Origin of the sequence: Methylacidiphilum infernorum V4, from assembly GCF_000019665.1 — a bacterium.
GTDB classification, from domain to species: Bacteria; Verrucomicrobiota; Verrucomicrobiia; order Methylacidiphilales; family Methylacidiphilaceae; genus Methylacidiphilum; species Methylacidiphilum infernorum.
Genome location: NC_010794.1, coordinates 1,899,502 through 1,918,526 on the forward strand (window position 1 = coordinate 1,899,502; position 19,025 = coordinate 1,918,526).

Below are 19,025 nucleotides of genomic sequence, written 5' to 3' on the forward strand. Positions count from 1 at the left end.
CAGGCCTTTTGACTTATCCGCATAAAAAACGGCTTTTCTTTCGGCCGATCCCGGCCAAGACCATGGATGGCTCAAAAATTTCAAAAGCTTTGCTTGCTTTTTTCCCTCAAAAAAATTATTGTTGGCTAGTTAAGAGAGGGGGGAGGAACAGAAGATAAAACCTTGGATACCATTAAACCGGAAGCTCGGGTAGGCAGGCTTTAAGTTTTTTGATTTTTATCTTCTTATGCACAACCGCGAAAAGAACAACTCTCTTTCTTTCCAACTTTTCAAGTTCCTTTTCTTCCTTTACGTTTCCTGGTTTTTCCCCTGTGAGCTGTTAACTGTCCGCAAAATGGGCAAAGATTATGCCAATCCAAAACGCTTTCTCGTTTCGTTGACTCTCCTTTTGATCTTGAGCTGGATCAATAAAACCGCTGACCATAAGAACATAGGCATAATGCTTATATTCTGCGGACTGCTTAGCCTTATCTATCTTTTTGAAGCCCTCGTTCTCTATTACGAAGAAGAAAAGAAAAAGATCTTGAGAAATCCTCTTTCCTGGGGAATTCCCCGTTTTGGGTTCCCTGGAAACGAATGGTTCTGGTATCTCTTCCAACCTTTAATGATCCTCCTTTTTTCTCTTCTCTCTTCCCTTTTTTGCCCCACCTTATTCTTTTATTTTTTAGTTTCGGCCGTTTTCCTTTGGATCTTTCGTTTCCTTTCCTTCCGCTTTTATAAAGAGGCAGAAACCGAGCCCCCTTGGACCGACGATTTTCCTTCTGAAGAAGAAGAGGAGGAGGAAGTTATGCCTGGATCCACCGAGATTATCCAGGGAACCGAAGGCAGTACCCCTTTAAAGCTGAGGAAACTCAACCCACAGTTCGTATCCCTTGCAATCATCGGTCTTTTGGCTTCCTGCTCTCTTATTTTCTACGAGAAAGCCTTTTTCTTTTCCCGAATACCCCTTCAGGATTCTCTTGCGAGGGTTTTAGCCCGGGAAGAAGAAAAACTTTCCTCTTCCATGCCCGAGGGATGGACGTTTAAGACCGCGTTGAGCAAAGAGGAAGATTACTTTACCCTCAGCCACCTCCAAGAGAAATACCACGCTCAGCCCCCTTCATTCCTCCAACAACTCTGGACTTACTGGAAAGAGCAGAAAGCCGAAGTCGTCAGCGGCCGCTTTTATCCAAAAGCCATAAAACCCTTGTGGGCTCCTTTCGCAGGAATAATGATCCAATGGGTCCCCGTGGAAGAAAAACAGGACCAAGGTCCCGATACCGAGCTATGGACTTACCTGGAAACTCCCTCATCCCTCTACAACAAGCTCTCCCCATTATTTCCAGCTCAAGCTGCCCCGGTTGTTACTTTTGGCAAGGAACTTAAAGCTTACCTTTTCGACGTCACCCCGGTAGGGGCTAAAACCGTGTTCCATGCGGTCATCCCCTTTTCTTTTACCCTTAATATAGCCGGATGTCCCGTTTCCCAAACCCTTCCAGACTATTACGCTCAAAACGAATACCAACTCCAAGGGCAAAAGATCAAGGCATTGATCATCCAAAGACAACGCGAGCTTTTAGCCGAACTTAAAACGGCTCCCCTGACCAAGGAAAAACTGGAAGAAATCAAAAAAGAAGCCGCCCTACTGAAAACCAAGCTCGCCGAAATCGAGGGAAAAAGATAAAGTCTTCTTATGAGAAAAACGGCTTGGCTCATCAGCTGCTTATTGTTTATTGGATTATTTGCACAGGCCCAGACCCCGGAATCCGAAGAGCTGGACAAAGCCATCGAACAGGCTCAAAAGCAATTGGAAAAACAACAAGGGGCAACCCCCACGGATAGGCAAACGGAAAATAGGAGCCAATCCTCTGGCCCCGAGTATTCTCCCAAACAAGGACGGCTGGTCTCGGCGCAGGATTTTGCCGGTTACATCAAAAAACACAAAGCTCAGCATCTTTGGGTATACGGTCATTTCAAGGTCATCCAGGTCAAAAAAAATAGGCAGCTTGTCGCCAAGCCCGTTATCAAGGGTTTCATTCCTCTCATCAGTTCGATCGCTTTACCCAAGACCCATTTTGTTTTTTTAAACCCTCAAAACTTGAAAAACTTTGGCCGTCTCTCCCCGGGGGATAGTTTTTATATTTCCCCAAGGCATCCCGCCCTGGTTATCCGGATAATTTCTAAAAATAAAATGGAAACCTTGGCCAAGGCCCTATTAAGCAGCCAGCCTAAAAACCACCTGCTTAGTTCAAAATCCCCTCCCCTTTCTGATTAACTTTTCTTCCGTTCCGTCAGGCTTACTCACTGCTGCTCAAACAGGGGCAAAGCTGACAGGCTTACTCATTAAGGCTGGATGCGGCTGGCGCGTGAGTGCCAGGCCAGAGCCTTCCTCTCCACAGGCCTGCCTTCCGGCGGAACTCGCCGTAGAGCCGTTCAAGACGGCCAACATGAAGAAAGATTGAAAAAGGTCAAATAATGAATCAACTGTTCAAACCCCTTTCAAGCTTCTTTAGAAAGAAAAGGGGCTGGCCCAATGCACTCCCTGAGCTTTCAAGGACCTTCTCCCCCGGATCCACGGTTAAGCTTTTATACCCGCTCTCGGGTTAACCCCTGGCCCCAGGTTCTCAAGGCCAGCCTTTCTTCATCGTTTTTTAGGGAAAAAAGCGGGAAGATTAACCCCAAGCCCATGGAGAAGATGAAGGCCAAAGGTAATAAAATCCAGGGAAAAAACCCTCTTCTTGACCCCCTCCCTTTTCATTCAACAAGAGGAAAGGCAATGAAAAATCCTTGGCTTTTATCATGCCGAGTACTAAAAGTGCACCTTTTTCTCCCAAGGGTATTTTTTTTTTAAATCAAGAAGTCTTGCTCAACCGGGAAATATGCCTCTTTTGAACAATGCAAGATCAAGTGGACAAACAAGGTTTAGAAAAGGACACAAGAAGGGGATGGCGGACAGGGCGGGATTCGAACCCGCGATGGGGTTTTAGCCCCATTCTCGATTTCGAGTCGAGTGCCTTCATCCTCTCGAGCCACCTGTCCACGAAAATCCTTCATAAAAAAACACCAAAATCAAAAACAAAAGAAGAAAAAAAAGATTCCGCAACCGTCAAGTATTACTGAAGCTGTTTTTCATACTCGCTCAAAAGAGAGATGAACTTTTGGGCATTTTTAGCGTTAAGGAGCCGGTTTTTATTTTTAGAGACGATCCTTGCCAGGGAACCCACAACCACTATATCGGTCGTGCTGATTTTCTTGGGGGCGCCGATCACAAAAATCAACTGAACCAGGGGAGCATTTTCCCTGAAAAAAACTCCGGGAGAAAAAAAACCGGCCGCAAGGATAAGTTCCTTAACGAGTTCACTGCGAATATGGGGGAAAGCCACTTCTTGTTCAAACCAAGTTAATCCCGCTCTCTCCGCTTCCAGGAGGGCATCCAGGAATGCCGCAAAAGATTGAATTTTTGGAGAGTTCGAGAGGAGCTGGGCTACTTTTGTTATGGCCTCGAACCGATCGTTAGCCGTTAAATTAAAGAGGACTCGATCCTGGGTCAATACATCGGTGAGGTTCATTTGTGCTCTCTCAGTAAAGGATAGCTTAAGAAGGAGCAGTTCGGCAAAATCCTTTTATTCCTCGACCGCGGTCCCACTCCACCTGAGCTTTTTTCTTAAAATTTCAAAAAAATCCCTCTCCTTGAGAAATCCCAAGACGACTCTTTCAGATCTAGCTTCGATCTGGATCCAGTCCCCGGGATGAAGATCTCCATAGGCTACCCCGTCATATTCCAACCGCACCGGTCCTCCCCCCAAGGGAATGGAAAAGCGCAAAACCACCTCTTCGGCAAAGACCAAGGAGCGGTTTGTGAGGGTATGAGGACAGATCGGATTAAGGGTAAAAACCTTGGACTCAGGAACGACTATGGGTCCTCCCGTCGACAAAGCATAGGCCGTGGATCCCGTCGGGGTAGAAACAACCACCCCATCGGCCTGGTACTCGGTCACAAGCTTTCCCTGGGCAAAGACATCGATCATCGTCATGTGGGAATAAGCTCCCCTGAATAGCACGATATCGTTGAGCGAACAGGGAATTTCAAAATCCTTCCCGTAGGCACTTCCTACCGCTTTAAGAACCATCCGGGGACTTTTCCTAAACCGACCGGTCAAGATCTTGGGCAGTTCAGGAAGAATTTCTTCTCTGCCAACCGCGGTCAAAAACCCCAGGCTACCGGTGTTCACCCCGAGAATGGGCACCTGTGAAGGGAAGATTTCATGGGCTATCCGGATAATGGTCCCATCCCCTCCCGCGGCCAGGATCAGGTCCACTTCTTGTGAAAGCCGGCTCAAAGATAGACCCTCCCGTCCCACAAGCCTGGCCGTCGACTCTTCCAGGAAAAAAGAGACGCCGTATTTCTTGAAATATTCGAGCAACTCCACGAGAAGTTCATGAGCTCCCCTTTTTTCCTTGTTGACAAAAAGACCAACGCGTAAAGTCATAAATAAGCCGCTCAATCGTTCCTTGGGCTATATCCACAATAAACGCCTTCTATACGAGCGCAATCTTTTTATCCTTTGAAAAGAGAGAAAAACTTTTCTTTGAACCGTAGTTTTGCCCCTTTTTTTCCCAAAAAGAAGCTTTTTTTACCGCCTTTTTTTCTTATATAAAGATTTCCCTTGGCTATGAAACAGGTAGAAGTCCTTGCCGTTGGTCATAGCTGTTATGACCTATCCTTTTTTGTCGAAAAAGATCCGCACAGCGACGAAAAGACCATGGCAAGCGATCTTGTCCTTTGCGGAGGAGGCCCGGCCGCAAACGCCGCCGTAGCGGTCAGCCGGCTTGGAGGCAGTGCCGCTTTTTGCGGTTATGTCGGTTGCGATCTTTTTGGAGAACTGATCCATAGGGAATTCAGGGATGAAGGAGTAGACACCGCCCTCCTGGTAAAAAAAATGTACCCTACCCCTGTCGCCTGCTGCCTGGTTAAACCCGATGGGCAAAGAGCCGTCGTTAATTATAGAAAAAGGACCCCTCCTTTGAGTCCTGCAGAGGTGGACTTTTCCTTTTACCATCCCCAAGTCCTTCTTTTTGACGGGCATGAACCGGCGGTTTCCTTGGAGTTCATCAAGTTTGCTAAAGCACGGGGCATCGTGACGGTGCTGGACGGGGGGTCGTTGCATGAAGGCACTTTACTGCTTGCTCCCCAAGTGGATTATGTCGTCGCTTCTGAAAAATTTACCCTCGAGCTTACCACCAAAAACGATCCTCAAGCCGCTTTTGAAGAAGCCTCAAAAGTATATCCACGTTTCATCGTTACCCTTGGAGAAAAGGGGCTTTTGTGGAGCTGTCGCGGTCAAAAAGGGATGATGAAAAGCCTGCCCATTATCCCCGTTGATACCAATGGGGCAGGAGACGTATTCCACGGGGCTTTTTGTCTCGGCCTAGCCCGAGGAATGGATTGGGATAGCCTCCTGCTTTTTGCCACGGTTTCAGCGGGCTTAAGCTGCACCCGCAAGGGAGCCAGGACCTCTTTCCCCAAAAAAGAAGAACTGGAAGCTAAACTCAAAGAAGTAAAGCTTGAAGATCTTCTTTCATTTTGATCGGCGATGGAAGAAACCCTTTCCTCGGCCGTCCTTCAAGGAAAAAACAAACCCGCCTTTTTTCCCCACCTGCTGTTTAAAGAAGAAAAACCTGGAAGCAAAAACAAGGCTAATAGAAATACCTCCAAGGGAAAAAAGCGAGCTCATCCCTCGGTGGCTGACCCAAAACCAAAACCCTTTTCCTAATCCTTGCTTTCTCCCAAGAGAAGGCTCCAGGCCGACAAGAAATGCTCCAAGGGAGGCTTGTTTTCCTGAAAATAAAAGCCAAGTTGCTTATCCAATGCGTCATCTTTTCCTGCTTGACCATCCCTCTTTTGATGGCCAATGGAGGAAAAAGGACCATGAAAAAGACCTAGAAGGCTAATCTTCACGGCTGACTCGACAGCCATAACAGGAAAAACCGGCACCAAAACTAAAAAGCAAGATCTCTTTTTCTTCGGGTTGGGATTCGATCCCTTTTTGAAAAGCAAATAAAACCGAGGGACTGCTCATGTTCCCATAGAGTCTTAAAATTTCAGCGCTTTCTTCAAAACGGCTTTCCGGGAATCTTTTTTGCAGCTCTATAAGAACCTCTTTCCCCCCGGGATGAACGATGAGCCTTTGAGCCGGGGAACCGCCCTTGGCTATAAAGTCCCTGTAAAGCCCGGCGACAGCTTCCGCGGCTAAAACCGGGACGGAGCGGTGAAGCTTGTTGCGCAGCTTGCCCTGGCTATTCTCAAAGCGCAGCTTTTCCCGGTCCTGGGGGATATGCAGGGAAAAAAAATCCTTGAACCGCCACCCGAGTCCCCTTTTTGAACTATGCCAAAGGGTCGAACAACAACCATCGGCAAAAATGCACAAGCTGACGAGTGTGCCCGGATCGTCATCGACGTAAAAAGCCGTAGAAGAAAGTTCTACGGCCACAGCAGCCGCATAACAGCCGGGATTTTCACTCAAGAAGCTTTTTACGGCCCTGAGGGTAGGCAAAGCCGCTCCACAGCCATGTCCCACGATATCGATCAGGAAACTGTCCGGCCGCAATCCTACCCTTTCGGCGATATGGCTGGATAGCCCAGGGCAGAGATAGCCCGTGCAGGTACAAACAAAAAGCGCGTCCAGTTCAGAAGGCTTCAAATGGGACATTTCAAGGATTTCACGGAGGGATAGGGAGGCAAGCTTGGGAGCTAATTCTTCAAATTTCCTGTTCAAGCTTTCCGCGGGCAGATCGAAGAGCATTTCTATCGGTTCGACCGCAAAATGCCTTTTATCTATCCAGCTATTTCCCAGGAGAATCTTCTGTACAAGCTGAAGGGAAGGTTCACGGAGAGCTTGGGCTACTGGGGACCGGCTGAAAATCTCCCAGCATTCCGACTGTTTATATCCCCGTTCGGGAACCAGGGAAAAGATGGATTGAAGGAACATACCTTTTTCTTATATAAAATATAAGTAAAAAGAGGGGTAGCCGGGGCATATTTTTTCTTTTCCTTTTCATTCCCTGCTCAAACTATGCATTCGATCGGGTCAAGCGGTAAAGGGTATTTGCCACCTTTTCTTGGGAAAGAAGAGGCAAAAGAGGGGAGTTTTCCTTCATGAGCAGGGGATGAATCCATAGGCCAAGATAAAGGCGGCGAAAAAATCGCCTTCTTAGTTTACGATGAACGGATGAGACGGTCTTAAGCCAGCTTAATTTTCCTTGGGCATAAAGCAGCAGATCTTCAGAGGCCGCTGCCCCGGATTCCATGGCCATCGCCATCCCGTTACCCACAAAGGGAGGAACGGTTGCAAAGCTGTCGCCGATCCGCACAAAAGGCTCCTTTTCCCGGTGAAATCCCAAGCGAAAGGAAGGTATCGCCGCAAAACTCTCTTCTAAAAACTGGCTTTTTTCAAAGTAGCGGTAAGCCAAAGAAAAGTTCGATTCGAGGAGATAACCCGCCAGGAGATCTTTCCGGGTTGAAGCCGAAATCTTTTTCTTTTTGAAAAACCCGCAGAGATTCACCGTCTCCCGGCCGCTCCGGCACAACCCCAAGTACCCATGACCGTTGGCATACATTTCCAGGTCGTAGCGCAGTTTTATCCCCTGGAGATGGGCTTTTAGACCAATCCAATCCCCGGCAATCTTTTTTTTACCCCAGGCAACGACTATTCCTTCTCCAGGAGAGGAATCGAGCCGGCATAAACTATGCGTATAAAGGGCTCCTCCCCGATCCCGATAAAGGATGGCTAGCTGCGTATCGAGTTCCGCCCTCGGAGCAAGGTAAACGGGAGAAGGAAACTTTAAAAGAAATCTTTTTTTTTCTCCTACAAAAAAGACGGCTTCCCGGGCTTTAGGGAACCGCTCCAACAGGGCTTCTATCCCCAGCTTTTGGACAACCCGGCCGGGGAGTCCCGAAAGGAATTCTCCACAAACTTTTTTCAGGGGATAATCGCCCGCTTCATAAATAGCTACAGGCAGATTAAACCGGCGCAAGCAAAGCCCAAGGGAAAGCCCTGCAAGTCCCCCTCCAATGATCGTGATCGGTTTCATCGTGCAGTGGCTTCAAGCCTATAAGCTCCCATCCAGTTAGAAGAGATGTTGCAATACCAATCCCTCTCTTCCAGCTTTAAGAAAGAAACGAGTTCCTCATCCCTAAACCCACTTTTTATGCTCAACCAACCGTCATGAAAGGTGACCTCATTTAAGCCCGCTAACCGCAGCAAAAAAAGCTCGATCAAGCTCAGTCGGCTGCGGAGAGGCTCGCAAAAAAACAAAAAGGAAGGGTTGACCCTCTTTATCCACTTCCCGAGAACGCCCAACTGTCCAGGAGAAAAATGATGAAGGACCATGTTCGCCAGTATTCCTTTAAAATCTTGGCGATCAAGCAGGGCTCCGTCGAGAGCTTCAAAAAGATCGCTCTTTATCCAATCCCATTCCTTAGGCCAACACCCGGGTCTAGGAATCCGATCCAATCCGGTTATCCGCAACTTTCCTTTAAGCAGCGGCTCACGGTAAAGGTAACTTCCCAAGGAACCGTCTCCTGCCCCGATTTCGAGGACGGCCACTATCCCCCCGAAAGATCCGGCAACAGGACCAAGCTTCCTTTTAAACCATGAAAAATTGCCCATGATAAAATTCAATTTTTTAAGCCCCTCCCTTCCCTTTTTCGCTTCAGGGGAATCAGGAGGCAAAATGTCAAGGTATTCAACCTCTTCAAGCCGTCTTTCCATAACCCGCTTTCGTTCTTCTTTAAAAAAAACCTTTTTTTATAAGCTTATCCGATAGCAAAACAGCTACAACGGGTAAAAAAAGCGGGCAATCTCCTTAAACTACCGCATTTTTTTTAAAACCAAGCAAAATCCCTTGCTTGTGCAAGTCCATAACCCAATGACCTGTAAGAAAGGCTCTACTTGTTTAAAAAAAGGAAGAGATTTTTTATTCCCTTGAAAAGACCCGGAGGGAACAATCTTTTTTTACCGCTAAAAAGGCCCCTGGCTTTTGAAATCGGCTCTTTCCAATAGGAACCGAGCTGGATAAAGATTTTTTCAGCCCCGGCCTGACCCCCAGATTTCCCTGCAAAAGGATGGCCTTGTTTCCTTTTCCTTGCACCGGCCAATGCCAAGGGAGAGTCTCTACACATGAACAAGACCTTTCCCTTTCTTCTGCAGGCTACAAGGTAACCCTTTTTCCCAAGTTCCTCCACAAGTTGCGGTCCTTCACTCATCCCCTTGTAATAAAAACTTTCAAATACCCGCTTGTAGGCGCTGAACAGGGTTGTTTCCGTGGCTCCATCCAGTTCCAGTCCCTCCTTTATTCTCCACTGGATACTTTCATGTAATTTCTTTACCGATTCATAGCCCTGCTCGTGAAAAAAAGACAAGATCCTCCATTTTTTTTCCCAATTTCTCGTGTATTTTCTTAGCTGGGGGTGATCGTAGAGATAACTCAAAAGGTAGTGATACTTCCCCTTGACCAATTCCCTTTTACAGATTCCATCAAAACCGGGATTCCTGACAAGGATGCTGCGCGCCTTTTTGTTAAAGAGAACCTTTAACCCGTGGCTCGAAAGCCGCAAGCCTAGTTCTATATCCTCATGAAACTTGAAAATAGGATTAAATAGCCCATCATGTTCCAACAGAAAAGAGCGTTTTACAGAACTTCTCCCACCCCAAAAAGCCTGCCAGTCAAGCAGGCTTCCATCTTCAAACAAAGGATAGCAACAATACTGGTATCCCACCGTCGTCACGTAGCGCAACAAAGGATCGGTTTTGAGTTCTTCGGCCAGCTCGGTATACCCCAAAACAGCGACCGACGGATCGGGATTTTGCTGGTGAGTGGCAAGATGGGTTGAAAGCAGGGACCGGGCAGGAATATCATCGTCATCTAAAAAGAGGACGACCTTCCCCTTTGCCATGTAAATCCCGAGGTTTTTTGCATCTGCGGGGCCTGAATTTTCCTTGCGCACGTAGCGCAGGTTTTGCAAGCCGGAAAAAGTGGCCATCTCCCGGGGGGTCTCATCCCTGCTTCCATCGTCAACGACGATCAGTTCAAAAAAATCTTTTTGCAGGTCCTGCTCGGCAAGGGCCCTAAGCACTTTTTCCAAGTAAGCCCAGCGGTTGAAAGTGGGGATGATGACGCTGAGGAAAGGCCGATCAGGCATAAAATTTAAAAATGAAGAAAGTTTCTCCTTCGTTTAACTTCCGGGGATGAAAAAGAAAAGATCCTTCCTTTTTTTTGGGTTTTTAGGAAAAAAAGAAAGAAAGGCACACTTTCCCAGGGGAGATTTCCACGCGCGCTTCGCAAGTTTTTAGGAAAACAAGAAAGAACGGTAACCCTGGATTCATGCATACAAGGAAAGACTATCCACAATCTTTCTCTCAAATCCAGTTTTTTTCCTTCTCCAAGAGCAACAACAAGTCAAATCCTCCACTCAATCCAGCAAAACCAAGGAACAGGTCCCTTTGGCTAAGATAAACCAAAAGAAGGACTTTTGTAGAACGGCTCAAGGCCCGAGAATTCATTCCCTCCTTGATCGGTCCAGGACAAATAATACAACCTGAAGCCCAAGCGGGGCGAAAAAGAACGGATTCAACCAGTTGGCTTCCTTTCCGTAGCGCTGGTGGAACCCCATAGAAAGCCCAGGAGTCCCAGGCCAAGCTTTTCAAGGTCAAGATCATCTTCCCATAGCACTTTGCCCTTTCTTTCCCGGTCAATTTAAACGGCTAGGTTCCCTTCCCAACCCGGTTTATAAAATGAAGAAAGGGGGAGCATGGCCGCCGCCTTCGGCGCAGGCTCACAGCCGGCTAATAGGTAGAATCAAAAGAAAGGATAAGATTTTCTTCTCTTTTTCCAGCCGTCTCAGGCGGCTTGGAGCAGGAGTCTTGTTCCTGCCCCTTTAATAAGCGGCCCAACTCCTTTAGCAATAACCCCTGTAAGCTGGATCAAAGAACCCAGGTCCACTCTCCTGCCGGCCATTTTTATCCCCCGCTCAACCCCCGTTTGCTGCTATCAAGAAAGTGTGCAAACATGCGCACTTTCCTTTCCTGCCCCGACGCGTCTTGCTGACCGATTCGTAGCTGACAGGCCTGCCTTTCCCGACTCCGACAGGGACCGTCCCTGTCGTAGTGCCGTCGTTGCCGGTCGGACTCGCCACATGTAGGGTAGTTGCGGCTGCCAGCCGTTTGAGATTGATCGCCGCGTTCACATCATGGTCATGGGGCGTACCGCACTCGGGGCACGTCCACTCCCGATCCTTGAGCGCGAGCACTTCGTTCTTCCAGCCACAGACCGCGCACAACCGGCTTCTCGGATAACAGCGGTCTGCGATTGCCCTGCCTTGTTCCGCAGCGCCTGGCCTTGTACTCGATCTGCGATCGGAACATTCTAAAGCCCACGAAGCTTGTGGCGCGGGCCAGTCGGTCGTTTGCCAACATGCCTTTGACGTGCAGATCCTCGAGTACCACCGCTTGGTTTTCGCGGCAGAGCCGGGTCGTGAGCTTGTGGGTGAAATCCGCTCTGACATTGGCAACGCGGGCGTGCAGCCTTGCCAATGTCGCAGCAGACTTCCTGCGGTTGTTGGAGACGGGAAGTTTGGTGCCTTTGGGCAGACGAGCTTGAGGAGCAAATCCGGCGGCAACCTTGGCGGCTTCGATCTTGCGGCTTAAGCGTCGGCTACGGATTCTCAATCGGCGCAGAGCGGCTTTCAACGGTCTGGGAGCATCAATCGCTTCGCCACTTGAGAGGGTGGCTGCTGCTTTGACGCCAAAGTCAAGGCCCACAACACCATCGCCCGTGCGGCGGCGATGGAATATGCGGTCTGGCACTTCGACCTGAATCGCCACAAACCAGCGATCCGCCGTGCGAGAGACGGTGGCGCCGAGAATCTTGCCCTCAAAGCGCAGCGCCTCGGCCATGGCGACTTCGCCCACTTTGGGCAGGAGAATCGTCTTACCGCTGACCCGAAACTTGTCGTTGGCCACATAGAAGCTGTCGCGGCAGCGGCCCTTCTTTTTGAACTGCAGTTCGCGTGCTGGTTTGCCAGCTTTGATGTCGGCGAAGAAGCGCTTCCATGCCTTTTCGAGGCGCGCAAAGGGCCGGGGATGGGCATCCCGATGGATGGCCTTGAGCCAGGGTTTGCCGTTCTCATCGAGCCACTGCGGGTCGTTGTACTTGATGGCGTCCAACTGTTTTTTAAGCGCCATCGCGTTTGGTTTCTTGCCCTGGGCGTACTGCTTGTTCCACTCGTACAGCGCTTGGGTTCCAGACACGCCTGGCTGTACAACAGGAGGGCTTGAAGTAGTCCACCCGCTCAGGCATTGGGCAGAGGGCGATTTTGTGGGTCAGTTGCATCGCTTAGTCGTATTGCTCTTCCGTCGATCGCCAAACGACCTCGCCTGTTTCCACGCAGATGACACGCACCTCTTGCTCTTCCGGATCGTCCACGCCTTCGATTGCTGTCGCTATGGCAATAGAAATGCTGTCGTAATGCTGAGTAAATACGTGCGCCGGCAACCAATCGCTGGTTAACACAAAGTCAGATTCAATCCGATAGGTCATGTTCTACATCCTTCTTCAACGCTTCATCCAGCTTCTTTCGGTAGTTCCTCAACCCCTTCGCAACAACGTACTCTTCCACAAACTTGCGTTGATTGGCGAGGTCTTGCTTCTGCGCGGCACTGGATACGCGGCAGTAGGCGACGAATCGCGTCGGATGGGATGCCGTATTTCGCAGTCCGATGAACTCGCGGGTCTGCTCCTCGGTGTAGAGTCGCCGATTGGTGGCCGAGCACACCGCAGGAATCAACCTTCACTCCTGCTCCCACCGCTGCACCGTCTTGACCGTTACGCCCAGCAGCTTCGCCGCCTTGCCGGTACCCATCGTGCTTTCCATATAAACAATTGTAACCTAAAAAGCACAATCGTAAATACTAGAGTTTAGTTCCGACCTTGTTTCTCTTCCCCATAAGAATGAACAAGATTTCTAGGTTTTTTGCTATAAACAAAAGGTTAGTATTGTCAGCTTTCCTCTAAGCTTTTTAGGTATTATAAATCTAACTAAGCTCTTTTTTGGCTTTCTTTGGTTGTAAGAATCAATAAGAGAAAAGAGTTCCTGGAACGCCGAGAACGACTTGGAAAGGCTATCCATCTGGACTTTTGCTTCCCTGGGAATAGGAGAACAGGCCATGGCCTTAAAGAGCTTCCAGCTTTCGACCAGGGGATAAAAGGCTGCTTGGTGCCGTTCGAGTTCCCTATCCGTAAAGCGGGCATGACGCAATTCCTGCTTTAGGAAACTCCTTTTCAAAGCACAGGCAGCCTCTTCATCGTAGACCAGGGAAAAAAGCTCGGCTATCCTTTGAAGCTCTTTTTCGGGATGATCCAAAAATTGGTCGTAATCGATGACCGCTTTTAAATGGGGCGCATAGAGGGGCCAAGGGAAAACGTTGTGGGAAAGCCAAAGGGAGAAGGACTTGACCAAGGGAAATCCGTTTCTCCGGAAAAGGGAATACCCCACGGCCAAGGGATTGCGAACGGCCAGTATATAAGAAGGACTGATGTCCAGCTTTTCAAAAACCGCATGCCAAAAGGGAAGAAGGCGGATGGTCCGGGGATCTTTAAAAGCAAAGTTCTTTTCTTTTAGCTTCTGCTCGATCAAGTCTGCGGCCCTGCCTAGGAGGGAAACCATCTTCTCATCCTTAAGAAAGAGAGAAGGAGGAGCAAAACTATCCCAGGAAGAACCGCTCGCCGCAAGAATTTCCTGGTTGATGGCCACGATATCCTTGTCTTCCCAAAGTCCCGTGGGGTTATAGGGCACAGGATCAAGGAGGCTTTGCCCAAGCGACAATCCCAAGGTCATAAGAGACCTGCTCAGAACGCTTGTCCCACTGCTGTGCATCCCAAGGACGATGACAAGCTTCCTCTTCTCTCCAGTCTTTTCTCTATGTTCCATCCACTTTCCCCTTGAAAACTCAGCTTCTTAAGGACTTAAACCCAAGATGCTAGCCTTTGTTTTTTGGCATTTCAAGAGAGGAAGGAAAAAGCCTTCTTTTTTTCAAATACCATGGCCTCTAGAAAAAACCCAAGGGGGCTCTTGTTCATTTCCGTGGTATTATCCGGGCATTTTTAAGGATCTCATTTTCGAACGGCTCCGATGAGTTTCTTATCCTAATCCAACGGCCTTTTCGGCTCCATCTGCCTATTCCGGGCAAAACCGGCAGCATCAGCCCTAAGCCTTTTGGCCTAATAACCAGCCGTCTTTTTTCCCTTCATAGGAAATTTTTCTCTTCTCAAGAAAAAGGATAAGAAAAGAGCCTTTCAAGGGTATCTTTTAGCGCCTCTTTTGAAAAATACCTTTCCACGTGTTCAAGGGAAGCCCGGGAGAGTTTTTCCCAAAGCTCCTTGTCCTTGTAAAGCCTAACGGTCTGGCGGGCAAACTCCGAGGGATCGTCACAAACGAAGGCATTTTTCCCGTTTTCCAACCTCATCCCTTCAGCCCCGATGGAAGTGGTGACCACGGGAAGCCCGGAAGCCATCGCCATCCCTATTTTACCCTTCATTCCCGCCCCGTATCTTAGCGGGGCGACAAACACCCTTACCTTTTCAAAACAATCCGCCAGCTCAGCCACGTACCCTACGGGGTTTACCCCTGGATAGTTTAAAAGTTCCATAGGCACATTTTCTTTTAGGAAACTGCCCACGATATCAAAACGGCAACCCGGGATTTCGCCTTGGATTTTTCTCCAAATCTCGGATAGAAAATACCTGAGCGCATCCACGTTGGGCCTATGGCCGAAATACCCTAAAAAAAGAAGGCCTTGCCGGCTCTCCCAGGAATTTTTAGGCCTATGAATCTCGTGGATGTTGGGAATAACTTCCACCTGCCTTTCAGGAACAAATCCTTTTATGAGCTCTTTTTCTTCTTCGGTGACGGCCACGACGATATCCACACCCCTGAAGTTGCTTTTATCCCTTTTTTCACTCAGCCTAGCTTCCTTCTTCAGTTGATCGTTACCCGTCGTTAAGGCTTCCCTTCGCAAGCGCACGAAGGCCAAATCTACCGTGTCGTAGATGACCCTTGCATTGATCGCATAAGTTCGAATCAAGGGCAGGAACCGGTAAGCCACCAACTCGTGAAATACGTAAGCTAAAGAAAACTGGGAACCAAAGTTGCTGAGAAATTCCTCCAGTTCTGATTCGCCATAAAATATGGCTTTTATTCCCAAATCCAAAAGAAGTTTTTCATATCTTTTTAACTCCTCTTCCCACTTCCCTTCTCCAAGAGGAATCTCGAACCGGCTAAGGAAGGTTGCAAAATAGACCTCCCAGCCCTTTTCAAGGATCATCTTGAGGATCTGGAAAGCCCTAAAATCTGCCCCCTTTTTATCAGGGATCAAGAGCGAGTCATTGATCATGATCGCCGCCTTCTTGGGGGAATGGAGATACCAATGCTCGGTTTTTTGGGGAGCATGCAGGTACCAATCTTCTATCTCGGTTTTTGAAACAAAAGCATAAAAAAAACCAAGTCTCATTTTTTGGCCCTGCTGAAGCTCCGCATAGAGATCGATCCTTTTTAATCCCCGGCTCAGCTTAAGGACCAATTCGAAACCACAATCTTCATCCACCGCCGGATTCCCCTTGAAGTACTTCAGCAGGACATCGGGACGCCTCGTCTTTTTCGCCCAATAGCTCTCCTTTTTTACTTCCACGGTGATCTGCTTTGCCGCCTTCCCCATCGCGTCTATGAAAAAACCTCTGATCCTTACCCTTCTTCCCTTGGGCAAGAAAAAAATTGACCTGGGTTCTTCAACGACATAAAAACAATTTCCTCTCTGGATTCTCATCCCTCTTTCTCTTGATCTTCCCTTTCGTGTAGGTTTCTTTTAATCCTTAGCGCCCTTGTCCGCAAGAACCAAAACGCACATCCTACCCTCCCCAAAACAAATCCCTGTCTTGCCCCACTCCCTTTCTTTCCTGTTTTTTCATCCGCTTTTTCCCAAGGAAATATCTTTCCCGCAAGCCGTTCTTTTTACCTCTTATTCCAACCCCCTAGGAAACCTTTTTACTTTTTTTTCTGTAACCCTCTTTTAAACCGAAAAGCAATGAAAGTTCCCCTTTAATACCCAAGATCAAGTTTTTTAAAAAACTGAAAGCTAAATCCTTGGCTTTCTTTGCCGTATCGCTTTATCTCTTTGAATTAGACCCAGTTTTGGACGAAAACCTTTAAAAAAAACTGCCTTCTTTTAGAAGGGATGAAAGGAAATCATTTTTTTTGGGGAATTTACTTAAAATCCGCCAAGGCCTTTTCTTTTCTTTCGACTTAAAAAAGCTTTTCTGCTAAGCTCTCCTCCCCATTATAATCAAACCGCACAGGAGAGGAACATTCCTCCACGGCCCCGTCCACCGCCAAGAAAGCTTTTTTTCCTTCTTTTGGAAACCTAAAAAGTCAATCTTTTTTCCAGCCAAAGAGCTCCAAGCCGTTAAAGGAAAGGGAAATGGAGAAAGGATCCTAGGCTTCAAGTTCTAGCTTAAGAAAAAGGCCCGCGTATCCAAAAAAAGAACTTTCCTCTTCCAAAAGAAGATTGAGCATCCCCAACACCCGGAGCCTACAAAAAACCCAGGCCCATGCAGAGGAAAAGCCTTCTTTTAGACAATCCCCGCTTCCCCTCCAACCTTTTCCAGGCTCGGTTTTCCCTATTCCCTGCTTATGGGCTCCAAGGAAAGGGACCCACCACCAAGGCGGAAGGATTCAAAACGACCGTGTAGACGGTGGGGTTAGAAGAAGAAATGGGGCTGACCGCATAAACACCCTCGTTAACCGGGGAAGAAACCGTAACCCGCGTGTTTCCATTTGTAACAAAAGGATAACCTACAGATAGGAAAGGAGAGGAAAGGAAAATCCCCTGGTAGTTGGTCCCCGCCGAGGGAGAATAACCGTTATCCAGGGAAGCATTGACCGTAAGCGATCCTCCCGCTTTCATGGCGATGCCCCCGGGAAATACAAAACCGGGGAAACTTAAAATGTCCCTGCTCATCGCAAACTGGGAAGGACTTCCGGGATTAACCGTCAAGTTCCCGCTGACATTGAGGAGGAGATTGCCCCCGGCATTGGGAACAGGTAGGGTGAGTCCCTGCACACCGTTAACCATGACCTGTTGCATGAAAGTAGAACTGTTCCCCGAATTGACAACCGCGTTGCCACTCACCGCAATATTGATGAACTGCGGTCCTGTTCCATCCGCATTAATCGTGATATTGGTCGAAGGGAAAGGACCGTTGGCTAACTGGAAACCGTTAAGCAGGGGATTGGTCGACACGACATGATTGACATTGCCGCTCAGGGTAAGATCGATCGACTGCACGGAAAGTATCCCCCCGCCTACAAGGCTTCCCCCGTTAAAGGATACATTTTGGGCCGTCAGATTGGTCGCCAACTCGAAGGGAAAGCCGGGAGAAAATCCGCTGCCTAAAAAGGCATTGGTAATACCCATTTGAGAAGCATAATTGACCGTTCCCCCTAAGTACCCAGGCCCTGTTGCACTCCGGAAAATAAGGGTGGTTGGAGTATCCTCAGCACTAAAAGAGATCGTTCCATTAGAAAAGACTCCCCCTTTGGGGAAAGTTCCCGTCCCTGAAGGGTTCGTCGCCGCAATAACGATCGTATCATGGCCGTTTATCGTTCCGAAGTTGGCGACTCCCCCTTGCCAAGCCTGTAGGGTTACGTTTTGATCAGCATCTTCGTTCAACTCTCCCCCGTTAATGATCCCATAATTGACAATAGAACCGTTGACGTTAATGACTATGGGTTGTTCGTCAAAGGATACAATCGATCCATAATTGTACAAGGAGCCGCTATACTGCCGGTTGGCGATGGATAAAGGACCGGAAAAGGCAACCGTAGCGTCATTGACTAGAGTGGTGGACCAGACAAGGCTTCCAAAACCGGGAGCCCCGGTGGGAGGCAAAACCACGCTGCCACCCGTTATCCAGATATTACCGTTACTTAGAGCCGTTGAAATCACGAAAGGTTGCTCATCGGTCGATCCATGGATATTCAAGCTAGCCGGCACACTAAAGGCTCCATTGGAAGGCACCGTAAATCCATAGCCGTTATAACCGCTCAGCGCATAACCGGCAACCAGGCTTACCCCTCCCTTAGCCACGATTCCCCCATCCCCGGGTTCTCCCTTTAGAGCAGCTATATTGACCGACTGGGGTGCTGCAATAAGAATCATCGCCCCAGGCTTTTCGCTCCGCAGGGTAGCTCCATTCATCACCGTGACGAAGCTTCCCGGGCTGTCCTTAGCAATGCTCACGGAACCCCCGAAATTCGAGGGGTTTATCGAGTAACCGAAAAGACCGATCCCCGCCGGGGCATTGATCGTCCCCGAAGGACCCACAATAATACCGCTGCCGTTAGCCAAGAAAAAGATCACGTCCCCGGCAACGGTGATATTCCCATAGACCTGGGAAGGATTACCGCTGACGTCCACGTTCAACAAGGCGGCCACCGAAGGCCCGGGAAAATTTTTCACGATCCCGAAATGAGCCTGGGCTCCCACGTTAAAACCGGCCGGCTGATTGGGGTTTAAATTATAGGAAGGACCTCCCCACATTATAGAAGTAAACTGACTTTCCACTTGAAGCGTGTTTCCGGGAGGATTCAACGTCGCCGCTCCCGTGATCACCTGCCCATGGCCGGGCAATTGATTCGGAGCCGGGGGAGGAGGAAGAGGAGGAGGGACAAAGGCTAGAAGTTTCTGGCTATACAGGGCAGAAAAACCTAAAAAAAGAGAGGCAAAGATCCATTTTCTTAATTTTTTCAAGAATTTCTTATGCATATTTCCTCCTGCAACCCCCCTTCTTTATGAACGAGGGATCTATCTTCCCGGATAGGGAAAAGCGCTAACCATTACATCAAAGGAACCAAAAGGGGTCAACTTTTTTTTACATAGTTTTTCTAATCCGCCCTTGATTTTTTAAAACTTTTTTTTTGAATAGGATACCTACTT

17 protein-coding genes, 1 tRNA gene and 1 pseudogene are annotated in these 19,025 nt (G+C 48.5%); 3 read left to right on the forward strand and 16 right to left on the reverse strand.

All coding sequences use genetic code 11. The features are described 5' to 3' along the window. Positions 1-226: 226 nt before the first annotated feature. Together MINF_RS09010 and MINF_RS09015 are read left to right on the forward strand one after the other, a co-directional pair. A complete protein-coding gene (locus MINF_RS09010; protein ID WP_048810318.1) occupies positions 227-1,663 on the forward strand; it encodes a hypothetical protein in 1,437 nt (478 codons plus the stop codon). 9 nt (positions 1,664-1,672) lie between these two features. Next, positions 1,673-2,254, forward strand: a complete 582-nt coding sequence (locus MINF_RS09015) for a hypothetical protein (protein ID WP_012464378.1) — start codon at positions 1,673-1,675, stop codon at positions 2,252-2,254. A 671-nt stretch (positions 2,255-2,925) separates the two neighbouring features. Here the strand turns inward: MINF_RS09015 and MINF_RS09025 are convergent. The 3 genes from MINF_RS09025 to MINF_RS09035 all read right to left on the reverse strand — a co-directional run bounded on the left by MINF_RS09025 (position 2,926) and on the right by MINF_RS09035 (position 4,469). After that, a tRNA-Ser gene (locus MINF_RS09025) sits at positions 2,926-3,018 on the reverse strand. A 74-nt stretch (positions 3,019-3,092) separates the two neighbouring features. Beyond that, complete coding sequence (locus MINF_RS09030; RefSeq protein ID WP_012464380.1) at positions 3,093-3,548, reverse strand: PTS sugar transporter subunit IIA; 456 nt, start codon at positions 3,546-3,548, stop codon at positions 3,093-3,095. Positions 3,549-3,602: 54 nt separating this feature from the next. Further along, a complete protein-coding gene (locus tag MINF_RS09035; protein WP_048810319.1) occupies positions 3,603-4,469 on the reverse strand; it encodes an NAD(+)/NADH kinase in 867 nt (288 codons plus the stop codon). Positions 4,470-4,652: 183 nt separating this feature from the next. Between MINF_RS09035 and MINF_RS09040 the strand changes: the two genes are divergently transcribed. Next, entirely contained in the window at positions 4,653-5,567 is a 915-nt protein-coding gene (locus tag MINF_RS09040; RefSeq protein WP_148205227.1) for a PfkB family carbohydrate kinase, read from the forward strand. 182 nt (positions 5,568-5,749) lie between these two features. On the opposite strand, the gene MINF_RS11220 is transcribed toward MINF_RS09040, so the two are convergent. The 13 genes and pseudogenes from MINF_RS11220 to MINF_RS09110 all read right to left on the reverse strand — a co-directional run bounded on the left by MINF_RS11220 (position 5,750) and on the right by MINF_RS09110 (position 18,854). Then, entirely contained in the window at positions 5,750-5,938 is a 189-nt protein-coding gene (locus MINF_RS11220) for a hypothetical protein (RefSeq protein WP_187146935.1), read from the reverse strand. Continuing rightward, positions 5,928-6,968: a type III polyketide synthase gene (locus tag MINF_RS09050; RefSeq protein ID WP_012464384.1), complete on the reverse strand. Its 1,041-nt coding sequence runs from the start codon at positions 6,966-6,968 to the stop codon at positions 5,928-5,930. Before MINF_RS09050 ends, MINF_RS11220 begins: the two co-directional genes overlap by 11 nt. 82 nt (positions 6,969-7,050) lie before the next feature. Continuing rightward, positions 7,051-8,070 (reverse strand): NAD(P)/FAD-dependent oxidoreductase, encoded by a 1,020-nt coding sequence (locus MINF_RS09055; protein ID WP_012464385.1) that lies wholly within the window; start codon positions 8,068-8,070, stop codon positions 7,051-7,053. After that, the gene (locus MINF_RS09060) at positions 8,067-8,750 is read right to left on the reverse strand and encodes a hypothetical protein (RefSeq protein WP_012464386.1); all 684 of its coding nucleotides are present in this window, start codon (positions 8,748-8,750) and stop codon (positions 8,067-8,069) included. Before MINF_RS09060 ends, MINF_RS09055 begins: the two co-directional genes overlap by 4 nt. 176 nt (positions 8,751-8,926) lie before the next feature. Continuing rightward, entirely contained in the window at positions 8,927-10,180 is a 1,254-nt protein-coding gene (locus tag MINF_RS09065; protein WP_012464387.1) for a glycosyltransferase family 2 protein, read from the reverse strand. 217 nt (positions 10,181-10,397) lie between these two features. Next, the gene (locus tag MINF_RS09075; protein WP_148205229.1) at positions 10,398-10,697 is read right to left on the reverse strand and encodes a hypothetical protein; all 300 of its coding nucleotides are present in this window, start codon (positions 10,695-10,697) and stop codon (positions 10,398-10,400) included. Positions 10,698-11,008: 311 nt separating this feature from the next. Further along, positions 11,009-11,287 carry a zinc ribbon domain-containing protein gene (locus MINF_RS12010; protein ID WP_390176031.1) on the reverse strand — a complete coding sequence of 93 codons (279 nt, stop codon included), beginning with the start codon at positions 11,285-11,287 and terminating at the stop codon, positions 11,009-11,011. Beyond that, on the reverse strand, positions 11,232-12,287 hold the full coding sequence (locus MINF_RS11225) for an RNA-guided endonuclease InsQ/TnpB family protein (RefSeq protein WP_012464391.1): 1,056 nt from the start codon (positions 12,285-12,287) through the stop codon (positions 11,232-11,234). The genes MINF_RS12010 and MINF_RS11225 overlap by 56 nt, the downstream gene beginning before the upstream one ends. A gap of 85 nt (positions 12,288-12,372) precedes the next feature. Further along, entirely contained in the window at positions 12,373-12,576 is a 204-nt protein-coding gene (locus MINF_RS09085) for a hypothetical protein (protein ID WP_048810321.1), read from the reverse strand. Positions 12,577-12,625: 49 nt separating this feature from the next. Next, positions 12,626-12,910 (reverse strand): annotated as a pseudogene (locus MINF_RS11050) (MerR family DNA-binding transcriptional regulator); the annotation flags it as partial. 102 nt (positions 12,911-13,012) lie between these two features. Then, on the reverse strand, positions 13,013-13,966 hold the full coding sequence (locus MINF_RS09095) for a sulfotransferase family protein (protein WP_012464392.1): 954 nt from the start codon (positions 13,964-13,966) through the stop codon (positions 13,013-13,015). Positions 13,967-14,303: 337 nt separating this feature from the next. Beyond that, on the reverse strand, positions 14,304-15,857 hold the full coding sequence (locus tag MINF_RS09100; RefSeq protein ID WP_012464395.1) for a glycosyltransferase family 4 protein: 1,554 nt from the start codon (positions 15,855-15,857) through the stop codon (positions 14,304-14,306). 861 nt (positions 15,858-16,718) lie between these two features. Continuing rightward, complete coding sequence (locus MINF_RS09110) at positions 16,719-18,854, reverse strand: filamentous hemagglutinin N-terminal domain-containing protein (RefSeq protein ID WP_012464397.1); 2,136 nt, start codon at positions 18,852-18,854, stop codon at positions 16,719-16,721. Positions 18,855-19,025: the final 171 nt, after the last annotated feature.